The 16,176-nt window shown below is 48.8% G+C and carries 15 protein-coding genes; 13 read left to right on the forward strand and 2 right to left on the reverse strand.

What is annotated here, in order from left to right; translation table 11 throughout:
• The first annotated feature begins 11 nt into the window (after positions 1–11).
• A complete protein-coding gene (locus C233_RS0107405) occupies positions 12–1,202 on the forward strand; it encodes an AGE family epimerase/isomerase (RefSeq protein WP_025068672.1) in 1,191 nt (396 codons plus the stop codon).
• A gap of 100 nt (positions 1,203–1,302) precedes the next feature.
• Here the strand turns inward: C233_RS0107405 and C233_RS0107410 are convergent, their stop codons facing one another.
• Positions 1,303–2,640 (reverse strand): aspartate kinase, encoded by a 1,338-nt coding sequence (locus C233_RS0107410; protein WP_018666958.1) that lies wholly within the window; start codon positions 2,638–2,640, stop codon positions 1,303–1,305.
• Positions 2,641–2,928: 288 nt separating this feature from the next.
• On the opposite strand from C233_RS0107410, the gene C233_RS0107420 reads away from it, so the two are divergent.
• From C233_RS0107420 to C233_RS0107455, 8 genes are all read left to right on the forward strand, one after another.
• Positions 2,929–4,272, forward strand: coding sequence for a sigma-54-dependent transcriptional regulator (locus tag C233_RS0107420; protein ID WP_018666960.1), 1,344 nt, complete (start codon positions 2,929–2,931; stop codon positions 4,270–4,272).
• Positions 4,273–4,891: 619 nt separating this feature from the next.
• Positions 4,892–4,972, forward strand: coding sequence for a potassium-transporting ATPase subunit F (locus C233_RS25145; protein WP_081626105.1), 81 nt, complete (start codon positions 4,892–4,894; stop codon positions 4,970–4,972).
• Between the two features lie 14 nt (positions 4,973–4,986).
• The gene (kdpA, locus tag C233_RS0107430; protein ID WP_018666962.1) at positions 4,987–6,693 is read left to right on the forward strand and encodes a potassium-transporting ATPase subunit KdpA; all 1,707 of its coding nucleotides are present in this window, start codon (positions 4,987–4,989) and stop codon (positions 6,691–6,693) included.
• 19 nt (positions 6,694–6,712) lie between these two features.
• Positions 6,713–8,761 (forward strand): potassium-transporting ATPase subunit KdpB, encoded by a 2,049-nt coding sequence (gene kdpB, locus C233_RS0107435; RefSeq protein ID WP_018666963.1) that lies wholly within the window; start codon positions 6,713–6,715, stop codon positions 8,759–8,761.
• 17 nt (positions 8,762–8,778) lie between these two features.
• Positions 8,779–9,351, forward strand: coding sequence for a K(+)-transporting ATPase subunit C (locus C233_RS0107440; protein WP_018666965.1), 573 nt, complete (start codon positions 8,779–8,781; stop codon positions 9,349–9,351).
• A 185-nt stretch (positions 9,352–9,536) separates the two neighbouring features.
• Entirely contained in the window at positions 9,537–10,301 is a 765-nt protein-coding gene (locus C233_RS0107445) for a TorF family putative porin (protein WP_025068671.1), read from the forward strand.
• 172 nt (positions 10,302–10,473) lie between these two features.
• Complete coding sequence (locus tag C233_RS0107450; RefSeq protein ID WP_018666969.1) at positions 10,474–11,601, forward strand: sensor protein KdpD; 1,128 nt, start codon at positions 10,474–10,476, stop codon at positions 11,599–11,601.
• A gap of 20 nt (positions 11,602–11,621) precedes the next feature.
• Complete coding sequence (locus tag C233_RS0107455; protein ID WP_018666971.1) at positions 11,622–13,061, forward strand: ATP-binding protein; 1,440 nt, start codon at positions 11,622–11,624, stop codon at positions 13,059–13,061.
• A 47-nt stretch (positions 13,062–13,108) separates the two neighbouring features.
• On the opposite strand, the gene C233_RS24440 is transcribed toward C233_RS0107455, so the two are convergent.
• Positions 13,109–13,255, reverse strand: a complete 147-nt coding sequence (locus C233_RS24440; protein WP_018666973.1) for a hypothetical protein — start codon at positions 13,253–13,255, stop codon at positions 13,109–13,111.
• A gap of 266 nt (positions 13,256–13,521) precedes the next feature.
• Between C233_RS24440 and C233_RS0107465 the strand changes: the two genes are divergently transcribed.
• The 4 genes from C233_RS0107465 to C233_RS0107480 form a co-directional block, all read left to right on the forward strand.
• Positions 13,522–13,824, forward strand: coding sequence for an RNA recognition motif domain-containing protein (locus tag C233_RS0107465; protein ID WP_018666975.1), 303 nt, complete (start codon positions 13,522–13,524; stop codon positions 13,822–13,824).
• Between the two features lie 200 nt (positions 13,825–14,024).
• Positions 14,025–15,143: a DEAD/DEAH box helicase gene (locus tag C233_RS0107470; protein ID WP_018666976.1), complete on the forward strand. Its 1,119-nt coding sequence runs from the start codon at positions 14,025–14,027 to the stop codon at positions 15,141–15,143.
• 66 nt (positions 15,144–15,209) lie between these two features.
• On the forward strand, positions 15,210–15,653 hold the full coding sequence (locus C233_RS0107475) for a cold-shock protein (RefSeq protein WP_018666977.1): 444 nt from the start codon (positions 15,210–15,212) through the stop codon (positions 15,651–15,653).
• Between the two features lie 269 nt (positions 15,654–15,922).
• On the forward strand, positions 15,923–16,176 hold a 254-nt coding region (locus C233_RS0107480; RefSeq protein WP_018666478.1), incomplete at its 3' end, for an ISAon1 family transposase N-terminal region protein.

Here is a 16,176-nt window from a genome sequence, read left to right on the forward strand (position 1 = left end):
AAATGATATGCATGGATATACTGAGCCGGATGCGGCAGGAAATGCGTGCCGTGCTCGAAGATAACATCCTTTCGTTCTGGAAGGACAAGATGACCGACCCGGTGAACGGCGGCTTCTACGGCCGTATCACCGGAACAGATGAACTGAACCCGCAGGCAGTGAAAGGCGCTGTGCTCAATGCCCGCATATTGTGGACTTTCTCGTCGGCATACCGCCTGCTGGGGAAGCCGGAGTATCTGGAAACGGCTACCCGTGCCAAACGTGTCATTATCGACCGGTTCTACGACAAAGAGCATGGCGGAATATACTGGTCGCTCGATTATACAGGTACTCCCTCGGACACCAAGAAACAGATTTACGCCCTGGGCTTTGCCATTTACGGCCTGAGCGAGTACCACCGCGCCACCGGCGATGAAGAAGCACTTACATATGCTGTCCGTTTGTTCGGGGACATCGAACGGCACAGTTTCGATTCTGTGAAGAACGGCTATTGCGAAGCGCTGGCTTGCGATTGGAGCGAAATCGCCGATATGCGCCTGAGTGCCAAAGACGAGAATGAGCGCAAGACCATGAACACCCATTTACACATCCTGGAACCCTACACCAACCTGTACCGGGTATGGAAAGACGCCGCCCTCGAGAAGCAACTCCGCAACCTGGTAACACTTTTCACCGATAAGATATTGAACCAGCAAACCGGACATCTGGAACTCTTTTTCGATGACGACTGGGTAAGCAAATACCGCATCGTATCCTATGGACACGATATTGAAGCCTCGTGGCTGCTTCACGAGGCAGCCTTGGTCTTGGGAGACAAAGCGCTATTGGAGAAAGTAGAGCCTCTGGTAGAATACATTGCAGCCGCAGCCGATGAAGGACTTACAACCGAAGGCAGCATGATTTACGAAACCTTTCCCGGCAAAGGCAAAACAGATACGGACTGCCATTGGTGGGTGCAGGCAGAGAACGTGGTGGGGCACATCAACCTCTACCAGCATTTCGATGACGAAGTTGCTTTACAGAAAGCATTCCGCTGCTGGGAATACATCAAGAAACACCTGATAGATTATAAAAGCGGAGAATGGCATTGGAGCGTCCGTGCCGACGGAACGGTAAACACTGCCGATGATAAGGCAGGTTTCTGGAAATGCCCCTATCATAATGGGCGCATGTGCATGGAAATGATAGAACGCTTCCCGTAAAAAATAGGTACGTTGTTTTCAGGTTGAGGCTATATCGGAATAAGATACCGGCAAGTATCCGTTCCGGTATAGCCCCTCCGTTTTATACGCCGGGATGCGGTTATCTTGCAACCTTGTCCGCTGCCGGTTCAAAAAGCTTATTGTTGAGTGCCTGCAAAGCCTTTTTCTTGTCTTCCGTCTTAATGACGAATGCCACATCGCTGTCGTTGCTTCCGTATGAAATCATACGCAGCGGAATATCTGCCAGCGCCTCTATAATCTGGGCTTCCACACCGGCATACTGCCACCGCATATTCCCCACTACGGATACAATGGACATGCGGTCTTCCGTCAGAATTCTTGCATACGGCTCTAGCTCGGAAAGAATTTTGCATAAACGCTCGCTGTTGTCTATGGCTACGGATACATCCTGGTTGGACGAAACCAACAGGCAAAGCGGAGTCCGGTACTTGGCGAACGTATCGAAAATCCTGCTGATAAACTGGTAAGGACACAAACTATGATTCGATTCGAACTTCACGTAGAAGATGTTGTCTTTGGCTGCTATGGCCTTGATGATATTATCGTCCTGCAAGTCCGAAATCAACGTACCTTCCGCCGCAGGGTTCATCGAGTTGAGCAACCGTACCGGAATGTTGCGCTTGCGTGCCGGTGCAATACAGAACGGATGCAATATCTTAGCCCCGTAGAAAGCCAGTTGCTCGGCCTCGTTGAAGCTGAGATGCTTTACGGAATGCGTGCCCGATACCTCGCGCGGGTCGTTGTTATGCATACCGTCGATGTCCGTCCATATCTGTATCTCCTCCGCACGGATAGCAGCGCCGATAAGCGAGGCGGTGTAATCGCTGCCGCCCCGTTTCAGGTTGTCCGTTTCGTTATAGGCGTTTTTGCAGATATACCCCTGGGTAATGAAAAGATTGATACCGGGGTACTGGGCAAGTTGCGCTTGCAGCTTCTCCTCGATATATCTCAGGTCTGGTTCTCCCTCCAGGCCGGTACGCATGAAGTCGAAGGCGGAGAGCAGTATGTTGGGAATCTTCCGCTCCCGCAGGTAGAAGTGCAGCAAGGCTGTGCTGATAAGTTCCCCCTGCGCCAGCACCTCTTTTTCCTCTACCGAGGTAAACTCATCGCTGATAAACTGCCAGAGCCGTTGGAAGCGGTCGAGGATATAGTCTATCGCTTCCCGCTTTATGGAGTCGTCCGTCAGCAGTTCGTTGGCAAAGTCTATGAACTGGAGCTCCAGCCGGGCTATCTTCTCGTGTGCCTGTTCCGTGTCGCGGCCGAACATATCGGCTGCGATTTCTTCCAAGTGGTTGGTAGTGCCTGCCGTTGCAGACAGCACTACGATTTTGGATGCAGGGTCTGAAATAAGTTCCGCTACATGCTTCATTCTCTCTACTGTACCGACGGAAGTGCCGCCGAATTTAAAAACTTTCATTTTTAATTCTTTTTTAGTTATTCCTTTTTCAGTTGTTTGCGGAGCCTCCGTCCGCCTTTTCGTTTTAGGAGGCTCATTTTCAAAATGGAAGGGAGGGCAAGTCCTTCTGTTCTCTTAAAATATCCCTCTGGGATATATTGCAGGGCGCTTTTCTGCTTTCCTGCGATGTGCGTGCACATCCCCTTCGCTTATAAAAGTTCAAAAGACGTGCCGTTCGTTTGCCGGAAAACACTTATATTTGCACACCCCTGTTCTTACCATTTATTACTTTAAAATAGGCAAGAAGATATGAGCAAGATTTTAGTCGTTGACGATGAAGTACAGATTCGTACCCTTCTGTCGCGTATGTTGGAGTTGGAAGGATATGAAGTATGCCAGGCCGGTGATTGCAGGGCTGCCTTGAAGCAGTTGGAGCTTCAAAAGCCGGATGTTGTCTTGTGCGATGTATTCCTTCCCGACGGGAATGGGGTAGACCTTGTTTCGTCCATTAAGAAAACATCCCCTGATGCGGAAGTCATTTTGCTGACGGCGCACGGTAATATCCCGGACGGGGTGCAGGCCATTAAGAACGGCGCTTTCGACTATATTACCAAAGGTGACGATAACAACAAGATTATACCGCTTGTAAGCCGTGCGGCGGAGAAGGCGCGCACCAACGCCCGCCAGGAGAAGCAGGAAAAGAAGGCGGTGCAGGCGTATTCGTTCAGTTCCATACTGGGCGATTCGAAAGCCCTGAAAGACGCCGTGTCGCTGGCGCAGAAAGTTTCGGGAACGGATGTGCCCGTATTGCTGACGGGTGAAACGGGTACCGGTAAGGAAGTTTTTGCCCAAGCCATACATTATAATAGTAAGCGTGCCAAGCAGAATTTTGTTGCCGTCAACTGCTCTTCTTTCAGCAAGGAGCTGCTGGAGAGCGAGATGTTCGGCCATAAAGCCGGTTCGTTTACGGGAGCGTTGAAGGATAAGAAAGGGCTGTTCGAGGAGGCCAACAACGGTACGATTTTTTTGGATGAAATCGGCGAAATGGCATTCGAGCTGCAAGCCAAGCTCCTGCGTATCCTCGAAACGGGCGAATATATAAAGATTGGCGACACCAAGCCTACCCGTGTAAATGTGCGCATCATTGCCGCCACCAACCGTAACCTGCCGGAAGAGATTGCCGCAGGACGGTTCCGCGAAGATTTGTTCTACCGGCTTTCCGTATTCCAGATACATCTGCCGCCCCTACGCGAGCGGGCAGGCGATGTGCGCCTGCTGGCAAAAGCCTTTGTTAAGAACTTCTCCGGCCGGTTGGCACGCCCCGTTGCAGAAATAACGCCTGCCTTTCTCGAAGCTCTGGAACAACAACCCTGGAAAGGCAATATACGGGAACTGCGCAACGTGATAGAGCGCAGCCTGATTGTATGCGAAGGCGAGCGCCTGGATGTTGACGACCTGCCGCTCGATATCCAGAATACGCATTACGAGCAGTCCAACGAAACCAGCCCCGACAGCTTTGAGCTTTCGGCCATGGAGCGGCGCCACATTGCCCGCGTGCTGGAATATACCAAAGGTAACAAGACGGAGGCCGCCCGTCTTCTCAAAATCGGCTTGACCACACTCTACCGCAAAATCGAGGAGTACGGGATATAATCCGCCTTCTTCCATAGCCTCCCGGAAGTTCTCCCGGCACGGAACAGATTGTTTCCTGCCGTGGAACAGACTGTTCCGTGCCTTGAAACAAACTGTTTCACCATATAAAAACACTTTGTTCACATGCGATAGAACAAAGTGTTTCAAAGGGGGAGAACAAAGTGTTTCAACCTATTGAAACAAACTGTTCTCCACGGTGAAACAAAGTGTTTTCCTATGCGAAACAAACTGTTTCCTGCCTTGAAACAGTTTGTTCCACCCTTTGGCACTCCGATTTCCCTGCCGGGAAACGGAAGGTTCCGCCGGACGAACCTTGGATTGTACGATAATCCTTTTCTATTTTGATAAGCACCCTTTCATTTTGGAAGGGTGTTTTCTTTTCCTGCAACTCCCTGTATTATTTCATCTCCTTATAAACCAGTATTTTATCATCTTGCCTTGTCTCTTGGCACGCATTTGGCATTAGGGGAGCCGGTAAAACGAAAATATTAATTTAACAAAGTAAAAACATGGGAATAACGATTTCATTTATTTTCTGCCTGTTGAGCGGATTGTTTGCTTTCTGGCTGTTCTGGAAATGCGTGGATTGGTTTGAAAAGATTTAAAAACGAGAGAGATTATGTACACAGCTTTATTTGTATTGGGTATTGTAGTATTCGGGTATCTGGTTTATGTGCTGGTAAGACCCGAGAAGTTCTAATCTATTAAAAGGAAATGAATACAGAAATTTTAGGCGTAGCCTTACAGATTCTCCTGCTGATTGTAATATCTTACCCGCTGGGAAAATATATTGCTAAGGTTTATAGAGGAGAGAAAACTTGGTCGGACTTCATGAAGCCGGTCGAGAGATTGATATTTAAAGTAGCCGGTATCAACCCGAATGAGGAGATGAACTGGAAGCAGTTCCTGAAAGCCCTCTTGATTCTGAACGCTTTCTGGTTCGTATGGGGTATGGTGTTGCTTTGTACGCAACAGTGGTTGCCCCTGAATCCGGACGGCAATGCCAACCAGACGCCGGATTTGGCGTTCAATACGTGTATCAGCTTTATGGTGAACTGTAACTTGCAGCACTATTCCGGAGAAAGCGGGCTGACTTATTTCACACAATTGTTCGTTATCATGCTTTTCCAGTTCATTACCGCTGCAACGGGTATGGCTGCCATGGCGGGCGTTATGAAAGGTATGGCTGCCAAAAGCACGAAGACTATCGGTAACTTCTGGAATTTCCTGGTACTGAGCTGTACGCGTGTGCTGTTCCCGCTTTCGCTGATTGTAGGCTTCATCCTTATCGTAGAGGGTACTCCAATGGGATTCGACGGCAAAATGGAAGTGCAGACACTGGAAGGCGAAACCCAAATGGTTTCCCAGGGACCTACGGCGGCTATCGTGCCTATCAAGCAGTTGGGTACGAACGGTGGCGGTTACTTCGGCTGTAACTCTTCGCATCCGCTGGAAAACCCCACTTACCTGACCGATATTGCAGAATGCTGGTCTATCCTGATAATTCCAATGGCAATGGTAATCGCACTGGGCTTTTACACCAAGCGTAAGAAATTTGCCTATACGGTATACGGTGTCATGCTGTTTGCTTTCCTTGTCGGGGTCTGTATCAATGTTTCGCAGGAAATGGGCGGTAATCCGCGCATAGACGAAATGGGCATTGCCCAGGACAACGGAGCCATGGAAGGCAAGGAGGTGCGCCTGGGTTCTGCTGCTACCGCTTTGTGGAGTATTGTAACGACGGTTACTTCCAACGGTTCTGTAAATGGTATGCACGACTCTACCATGCCGCTTTCCGGTATGATGGAAATGCTGAACATGCAAATCAATACGTGGTTCGGCGGTGTAGGCGTAGGCTTCCTCAACTATTATACATTCATTATCATTGCTGTGTTCATCAGCGGATTAATGGTAGGACGTACGCCCGAGTTCTTAGGCAAGAAGGTAGAGGCGCGCGAAATGAAAATCGCCACTATCGTGGCACTGCTGCACCCGCTTATCATTTTGGGCGGCGTTGCTTTGTCCTGCTTCCTGTTTGCCCACTGGCCGGAGTTCGTCGAGAGCGAGGGCGGCTGGCTGAACAACCCCAGCTTCCACGGCTTGAGCGAACAGTTGTATGAGTACACTTCGGCTGCCGCCAACAACGGTTCCGGTTTCGAAGGATTGGGCGACAATACTTACTTCTGGAACTATACTACCGGCTGGACGCTGATTCTCGGACGTTTCTTGCCGATTGTAGGACAGGTGGCTATTGCAGGTTTGCTGGCCGGCAAGAAATTTATTCCGGAGAGTGCCGGTACGCTGAAGACGGATACGGTGACATTCGGTGTGATGACTTTCGCTGTAATCTTTATCGTGGCTGCGTTGTCATTCTTCCCGGCACATGCGTTGAGTACGATTGCTGAACATTTTAGTCTGTAAGTAGTAGAATAAGAAAGATATGAAAGATAATAAATCAGCTTCTTTGTTTCAAAAGGAGCAAGTAATGGAAAGCTTGAAGCAGTCATTCGTGAAGTTGAATCCGCGGATGATGATAAAGAATCCGATTATGTTCACGGTAGAGATTGTGACCCTGGTGATGCTGGTGGTTTGCATCCTCTCGCTGGGAACTGCGGAATATGGAACATTCGGTTACAACTTCCTTGTTTTCGTGATATTGTTCGTAACCTTGTTGTTCGCTAATTTTGCCGAGGCCATTGCCGAGGCTCGCGGTAAGGCTCAGGCAGACAGCTTGCGCAAGACCCGCGAAGAGACTCCTGCCAAAGTAGTGGTGGACGGAAAGGTACGTACCATTAGCAGTGCGCGCCTGAAAAAGGGAGATTATTTTATCTGCGAGGCAGGCGATACGATTCCTGCCGACGGCGAAATCGTCGAGGGTCTGGCTTCTATCGACGAGAGTGCCATTACCGGTGAGTCGGCTCCGGTTATCCGCGAGGCCGGCGGCGACAAGAGCTCTGTAACCGGCGGTACGAAAGTGCTTTCGGATAAGATTAAGGTACTGGTAACCCAACAGCCGGGCGAAAGCTTCCTCGACAAGATGATTGCTCTGGTAGAAGGGGCTACCCGCCAAAAGACTCCGAACGAAATAGCCCTGACTATCCTTTTGGCCGGCTTTACTTTGGTGTTCGTCATCGTGTGCGTTACTTTGATTCCTATGGCAGACTATACGAACATCGACCACCCGGGAACTTATATCTCCATTGCGGCTATCATCTCTTTGTTCGTCTGCCTGATTCCGACGACAATCGGCGGCCTGCTTTCGGCAATCGGTATTGCCGGTATGGACCGTGCGCTCCGTGCCAACGTAATCACCAAATCGGGTAAGGCGGTTGAAACTGCCGGCGACATAGATACCCTGCTGCTGGACAAGACCGGTACTATTACAATCGGTAACCGTAAGGCTACGAAGTTTCATCCGGCTCCGGGTGTCGATGAGAATGTGTTCGTAGAGGCTTGCCTCATGTCCTCCCTTTCCGATGAAACTCCGGAGGGTAAGTCGATTATCGAGCTGGGACGTGAAAACGGACACCGTATGCGCGACCTCAATACGACCGGTGCCCATATGATAAAGTTCACCGCTGAAACGAAGTGCTCGGGTGTAGACTTGCAGGACGGCACTCAGATTCGTAAGGGTGCGTTCGACGCTATCCGCAGGATTGTGGAGGCTGCCGGAAACAAATTCCCGAAAGAGGTCGAAGAAACTATCGCCGTTATTTCCGGCAATGGCGGTACTCCGCTGGTGGTATGTGTAAACCAGAAGGTAACGGGTGTTATCGAGTTGCAGGATATCATTAAGCCGGGCATCCAGGAGCGTTTCGAACGTTTGCGCAAAATGGGTGTAAAGACTGTAATGGTAACGGGCGACAACCCGCTGACAGCCAAATATATCGCTGAAAAGGCCGGTGTGGACGACTTCATTGCCGAGGCTAAGCCCGAGGACAAAATGGAGTATATCAAGAAGGAGCAGCAGGCAGGAAAGCTGGTTGCCATGATGGGCGACGGAACGAACGACGCTCCCGCTCTGGCACAGGCAAATGTGGGTGTTGCGATGAACAGCGGTACGCAGGCTGCCAAGGAAGCCGGTAATATGGTAGACCTCGACAACGACCCGACCAAGCTGATTGAAATCGTAGAAATCGGTAAGCAGTTGCTTATGACGCGCGGTACGCTGACTACTTTCTCCATTGCCAATGATGTGGCTAAGTATTTCGCTATCATTCCCGCCTTGTTCATGGTGGCTATCCCGCAGTTGGCGCCGCTGAACATCATGGGGCTGCACAGTCCTGAAACGGCTATTCTTTCGGCCATTATCTTCAACGCTATCATCATTCCTATCCTGATTCCGTTGGCTTTGAAGGGTGTTCAGTACAAGCCGATAGGTGCGAGCGCACTGCTCCGCCGCAACCTGCTGATTTATGGCGTAGGTGGTGTCATCGCTCCGTTCGTAGGTATTAAGTTAATAGATATGATAGTTAGTTTATTCTTTTAATTGAAGGAAATAGAAAAATGAAAACTCTTTGGAAATCATTTAAGATAACAATCGCTTTCTGCGTGTTCTTCTCTGTATTTTATATCCTTGTCTTATGGATATTCGCGCAGTTTGCCGGTCCCAACAAAGGTAACGCTGAAGTCGCTACTTTGAACGGTAAGGTAGTGGGGGCTGCCAATGTAGGTCAGATGTTTACGCAGGACATCTATTTCTGGGGACGTCCGTCTGCCGGCGGTTATACGGCCGATGCATCGGGCGGTAGCAACAAAGGACCTACGAACGAGGAGTACCTCACGGAAGTGGAAGCCCGCATCGATACGTTCCTCGTACATCATCCTTACCTGAACCGTGCGGAGGTTCCTGCCGATATGGTTACGGCGAGCGGTTCCGGCCTGGACCCTCATGTTACTTCTGCAGGAGCATATGTACAGGTAAAGCGCGTTGCCCAGGCACGCGGTATGAACGAGGCGGATGTGAAAGCGCTCGTGGACAAAGCTGTCGAGAAGCCTTTGCTCGGTCTGTTCGGTACGGAAAGGGTGAATGTGCTGAAACTGAATGTGGCTTTGGACGAAGCTGATAAGAAGCAATAAGTTTTTAGTTGTGTTTGTCATGTTATGGGGCAGGAACGGATTTATTCTGTTCAGGTAGTGCGAGACTACTGTTACAGGGGGAGCTGAATAGTCCTTCCTGCCCTTTTCCTGACGAAAGAGGTGTTCGGGAACGGGTGTTCCGGGCATCGGACAGAATTACTTTACTAAATAAGAATATGATAGAAATGAAAACGATTAAAACAATCACTTTTGGTTTTGTAGCTGCTGTTGCAGCATGTTTTATTGGAACGGGCAAAGCTCAGGCTCAGGAATTTACTGCTCAGGCAGACTTGGTCAGCTCTTATATCTGGCGTGGTTTCAACCAGGGCGGCGGCGTTCATATCCAGCCGACTCTCGGTTTCAGTGCCGGTAATTTTACTTTGACCGCATGGGGCTCTACCAACTTCGGCGGAGAGAACAAGGAAATCGACCTGACTGCTGCCTACAAGTTCGGCGAAGCGGGTCCTACGCTTTCTGTCGCAAGCCTTTGGTGGGCTAATGAAGGCAAGTACTTCAACTTCGAGAGCCACGAAACCGACCACCATTTCGAAGCCGGACTGGCATATACATTGCCTTGCGAAAGCTTCCCGCTGTCTATCGCGTGGAACCTGATGTTCGCCGGTTCCGATAAGCGTGTGAATAGCAAAGGCGAAGTGAAGCAGAACTTCAGTTCTTACGTGGAGCTGAACTACCCGTTCAGCGTGAAGTCCGTAGACCTGAATGCTACGGTGGGTATGCTGCCTTACGGACAGGGCTACAATAACAACGGAACGAGTGTGTACACCGACAGCCGTCGTCTGAACAAGTTCGCCGTTACCAACATTGCCTTGAAAGCCATTAAGGAAATTCGGATTACGGATAAATTCTCCCTGCCTATCTTCACGCAGGCTATCTGGAACCCTGCTATCGAAGACGCTTATCTGGTATTCGGTATCACACTGCGTCCGTAAGATAGCCAGGAGTATAGTTTTAACTCATGAATTAATGTTGGAAGGGACCCGTAGCAGTCGTGAGGGCTGTTACGGGTTATTCCCTTTTCACATGATACTGCAAGGTGTATTCTGATAATTCGTACCTTTGTGCTATCGTAATAGAGTCGTATTTTGTATTAATCAAGAATTTATGAGCAGTAGAGAAGAGAGCGTACAACATTTTCTCGATTTGATAAAAAGGTCGCGCCGTGGCAAGTTCAAGGTGTATATCGGTATGATTGCCGGTGTGGGTAAGTCTTACCGCATGCTTCAGGAAGCCCACGACCTGCTGGACAATGGGGTGGATGTGAAGATTGGCTATATCGAGACGCACGGACGCGCCGGTACGGACGCCATGCTGGAGGGATTGCCCGTCGTGCCCCGTCGCAAGATATTTTATAAAGGCAAGGAACTGGAAGAAATGGATTTGGATACCATTATCCGGATACATCCCGAAATCGTAATTGTAGACGAGCTGGCGCATACCAATGTCGAAGGCAGCCGGAATGAGAAACGCTGGCAGGATGTCATGGATTTGCTGGACGAGGGTATCAATGTTATTTCCGCCGTCAATATACAGCATATCGAAAGTATCAATGAAGAGGTACAGGGCATCTCGGGTATCGAAGTGAAAGAGCGTATCCCCGACAGCGTGCTGGAGGAGGCGGATGAGGTGGTGAATATCGACCTGACGGCGGAGGAACTGATTGCCCGCCTGAAAGCTGGCAAGATATACAAGCCGGACAAGGTGGCGCTTGCCTTGAACAACTTCTTCAAGACGGAGAATATCCTGCAACTGCGTGAGCTGGCTTTGAAGGAGGTAGCTCTGAGGGTGGAGAAGAAGGTGGAGAATGAAGTGCTGGTGTCCAGTGTCGGTGTGCGGCATGAGAAGTTCATGGCGTGCATCAGCAGTCAGGAAAAGACGCCGCGCCGCATTATCCGCAAGGCGGCAAGGCTGGCAACCCGCTATAATACCTCATTCGTAGCCCTTTATGTACAGACTCCCAACGAAAGCACCGACCGCATCGCACTTGCCAACCAGCGGCATCTGCTGAACCATTTCAAACTGGTGACCGAGCTGGGCGGCGAAGTTATGCAGGTACAGTCCAAAGATGTTATGGGCAGCATTGTTGCGGCTTGCAAAGAGAAGCAGATTACCACCGTTTGTATGGGCAGTCCCTCGTTTGCTTTGCCGCAATCTTTGTTTTTGGTGATGAAATATAGAAAATTCGTGAACGAACTGACGCAAGCAAACATAGATTTGATTATACTTGCATAAATTTTAATACCTTGAGCGTTATGAACATTCGTACAAAATTGATACTCAGCGTGGGCGTTCTCGCAGGTATGATAATCCTGCTGGTAGCCCTTTCTGTCGTGAACCTCCAGATATTGACGGCCACCGAGCCTGACAGCCCTGCCGCCATGCCCGGCCTGCAACGCGCCTTGTTATGGATTTCGGTTACGGGCGGCGTCTGTATTCTTGCCAGTATCGTATTGCTGGTATGGTTGCCCCGCTCCATAGACAAGCCTATCCGGGAGTTGATGCAAGGCATTCTCGAGATAGCCAATCACAACTATGAAAAGCGTCTCGACATGAGCGGGCACGAAGAGTTCCAGGAGGTTGCCAATAGCTTCAACAGCATGGCAGAGCGGCTCATGGAGTACCGCACCAGCACGCTGAACGATATCCTCTCTGCCAAGAAGTTCCTGGAAGCGATTGTCAACAGTATCCACGAGCCTATCATCGGCTTGAACTGCGAGCACGAAATTCTTTTCATCAACAAAGAGGCGCTTACCGTGCTGAACCTGAAACGCGAGGATGTTATCCGCCGTTCGGCAGAGGAGCTGTCGCTGAAGAACGACCTGCTCCGGCGGTTGGTGCGTGAACTTATCAATCCGGGCGAGAAGAAAGAGCCCTTGAAAATTTATGCCGACAATAAGGAGAGCTATTTCCAGGCATCCTACATTACTATTATAAATACGGATGCCACTACGGACGAGCCGCATAACCTGGGCGATGTCATCCTGCTGAAAAACATTACGGAGTTTAAAGAGCTGGATACGGCAAAGACTACCTTTATCTCTACGATTTCGCACGAGTTGAAAACGCCTATCTCGGCTATTCTTATGAGTTTGCAGCTTCTGGAGGACAACCGTGTCGGCGCTTTGAATACGGAGCAGGAGCAGTTATCCAAGAGTATCAAGGAAAATGCCGACCGCTTGCTGGGCATTACGGGCGAACTTCTCAATATGACACAGGTAGAAGCCGGCAAGTTGCAGATGATACCCAAGATAACGAAGCCTATCGAACTGATAGAGTATGCTATCAAGGCAAATCAGGTACAGGCCGATAAGTTCAATATCCAGATTGAAGTGGAATATCCGGAAGAGAAGATGCCGAAGCTTTTCGTCGATAGCGAGAAAATAGCATGGGTGCTTACCAACTTATTGAGCAATGCCATTCGTTACTCGAAGGAGAACGGCCGTGTAATTATCGGTGCGAAGCATGAAGAAGGTTTTATAGAGCTTTATGTACAGGATTTCGGCAAGGGTATCGACCCGCGTTATCATCAAAGCATCTTCGACCGCTATTTCCGTGTACCGGGTACAAAGGTACAGGGGAGCGGGCTGGGGCTTTCTATCTCCAAGGATTTTGTAGAAGCTCATGGCGGTACGCTGACAGTCCGGAGCGAACTGGGCAAAGGCAGCCGTTTCGTAATACGGCTGAAAGCATAGCGGTACGCTGTATGGAAGGTACGGATGCTTATTTGGCTCCTGCGGTATTAGCATAGCGGCATTTCCGTCTGCTTGCGGGCGGAAAGAATGAAACGGGCGGTTTCCGTGATAAACCGGTATAGCCCGGACAATGCTGTAAGCCGATGCCGGCAGGAGTATTTTTTATCCGTACCGGGAAGGAAAGAGCGTTGCATGCTCCTCCGTAAGAAAGACGCCGATAGCGAATTCGGACGTTTTAGAAGCCTTTTTGTACTAATAAACAATAATAATAGTCTTTCTTCCGAAAAAAAACGGGCAGAAACGTATTTATCAAGTTTATTATACTACCTTTGTCGCCAGAGTTTGAGTTACGAATCATTATCGTATAGTTCTTCTTTTAATATATTATTAGTAAGCAGTCCTTTTCTTTAATTATCCTCCTCACTCCAATTTATTATTTATTTTAATAACATTTTTTAGAATGAACATTTACATTTCAGGTTTAAGTTATGGCGTTAATGATGCCGACTTAACAAATTTATTTGCAGAGTTTGGAGAAGTTTCTTCAGCTAAAGTAATCCTCGACAGAGAAACAGGCAGGTCCAGAGGATTTGCTTTCATAGAAATGAGCAATGACGCAGAAGGACAAAAAGCTATCGACGAGTTGAATGGCGTAGAGTATGACAACAAAGTCATTTCCGTAAGCGTTGCACGTCCTCGTGAGGAAAGACCTTCGAACGGCGGTAGAGGCCGTGGCGGTTACAACAACTCCAGAAGATATTGATATCAGGAAAAAGCAGGAAACTCCGGTTTCCTGCTTTTCAAAACAATTTCTGCCTTTTAGATTTTAGCGGAAGCGTTCCGCTCCACACCTGCACTTTTCATTCTACAAAGATTTATCAGACTTTTTGTATGGGCCACTTGAGTGAAGCGTGCTCAGATTATACTTGTGCTATTAGCTTGGCACACCCAAAAACAACATTTATGACATTTAAAGAATTAAATATAACCGAACCGATTTTAAAAGCAATTGACGAAAAAGGATATACCCTTCCTACCCCTATACAAGTAAAAGCAATCCCTGCGGCATTGGCAGGAAAAGATATATTGGGCTGCGCGCAGACCGGAACGGGAAAGACCGCCGCGTTTGCCATTCCTATCATCCAGCACCTGCAAGCCGGTAAGGAGCGTAACAAAAATATCAAAGCCCTGATACTGACCCCTACCCGTGAGCTGGCGTTGCAGATTAGCGAGTGCATAGACGATTATGCCAAATATACGCAAGTACGTCATGGGGTTATCTTCGGGGGAGTCAACCAACGTACGCAGGTAGCCATGCTGCACAAAGGAATAGACATATTGGTCGCCACTCCGGGGCGCCTGCTCGATTTGATGAACCAGGGATATATCCGCCTGGATAACGTGCGGCACTTCGTTCTGGATGAGGCCGACCGTATGCTCGACATGGGGTTTATCCATGATATCAAACGTCTGTTGCCCAAACTTCCCAAGGAGAAGCAAACCTTGTTCTTCTCGGCTACCATGCCCGATACGATTATCGCTTTGACAAATTCCCTTTTGAAGAGCCCGGTAAGGATTAGCATAACTCCCAAATCATCCACGGTGGATGCCATTGAGCAGGCTATTTACTTTGTGGAGAAGAAAGAGAAATGCAAGTTGCTGATTTCCATTTTGCAGAAGGTGGAAGGACAATCGGTACTCGTTTTCTCCCGTACCAAGCATAATGCGGACAAGATAGTCCGGGTACTGGGTAAGGCGGGCATCGGCAGCCAGGCTATTCATGGCAATAAGAGCCAGAATGCGCGGCAGTCTGCATTGGAAAACTTCAAATCGGGTAAGATACGTGTAATGATAGCTACCGATATTGCCGCCAGGGGCATCGATATCAATGAATTGCCATTGGTCATCAACTACGACCTCCCCGATGTGCCCGAAACCTACGTGCATCGTATAGGGCGTACCGGGCGAGCCGGCAATTCGGGAACGGCGCTTACTTTTTGTTCGGAGGAAGAACGTAAGCTGGTCAGCGACATCCAGAAACTGACGGGAAAGAAGTTGAGCAAGGCCGAATATGCTATTTGAGGCGGGTGTATCCGGGTTCATCATTTATTCGATATATAGTATAACAATTAATAAAATATAGATTCTATGGCAAAATCCATGACAGCAGGAAAACGTGAGAATGAAAAGAAAAGACTTGCCAAACGGGAAGAAAAAAATAAAAGGAAAGAAGAACGGAAATCCAATAAAAGCAGTTTTGACGATATGATTGCTTATGTGGACGAATATGGAATGATTACCTCGACGCCGCCCGAAGAAAATACCGGGAAGCAAGAGATTAATATAGAAGAAATAATGATTTCCACTCCCAAAAAGGAGGATGAAGTTCCGGTTATTCTACAAGGAAGAGTCGAGTACTTCAATGAGTCCAGAGGGTTCGGTTTTATCAAAGACTTTTCCGGGGTCGAGAAATACTTTTTTCATGTAAACAATGTTGTTACGGAAATCAAGGAAGGCGATACCGTTACGTTCGACCTTGAACGCGGCCCGAGAGGGATGAATGCTGTTAATATCTGCCTGGTGAAGAAATAACGTGCCTTTCCGGGAAAATCGTCTTGCGAGATGAATGGATTCATCTCACGGGATAAATAAATCCGTCTCATGGGAAGAATAAATTCATCCTGCGAGACGGATTATTCGATTTCGTGGGATGAATGAATAGGCTCCGGTTGCTTCATGCACGCAGTGGCTTTCCGGTTTACATCTTGGTTTACATCAGAGCCGTTAACGGGTCAACGTAAAAATCTGAGGAGTATATCCGATAAAATCTTATCTTTGCCTGCAACAACAGCACAGTAATAATGGAAGCTAACGGTTACCGTCTCCTTCTTCCCGAAGGGACCTTGGATTATTTCAACATTTCCGATGTAAAGGAAAGCAGTAGTGAAATCGTGATTTACCTGGAAGAGAAAAATGAGCTTCCCGGTGAGTATTCGAATGTCAAAGTGGAAAGCAAAGGCTTCTACGCTCCTGTGGTGGTTCAGGACTTCCCCGTCCGTGGCAAGCATCTTTTCCTGAATATCCGCCGTCGCCGGTGGATTTTGAAAGACGAGGG

This window comes from Bacteroides gallinarum DSM 18171 = JCM 13658 (genome assembly GCF_000374365.1).
Lineage (GTDB): Bacteria > Bacteroidota > Bacteroidia > Bacteroidales > Bacteroidaceae > Bacteroides > Bacteroides gallinarum.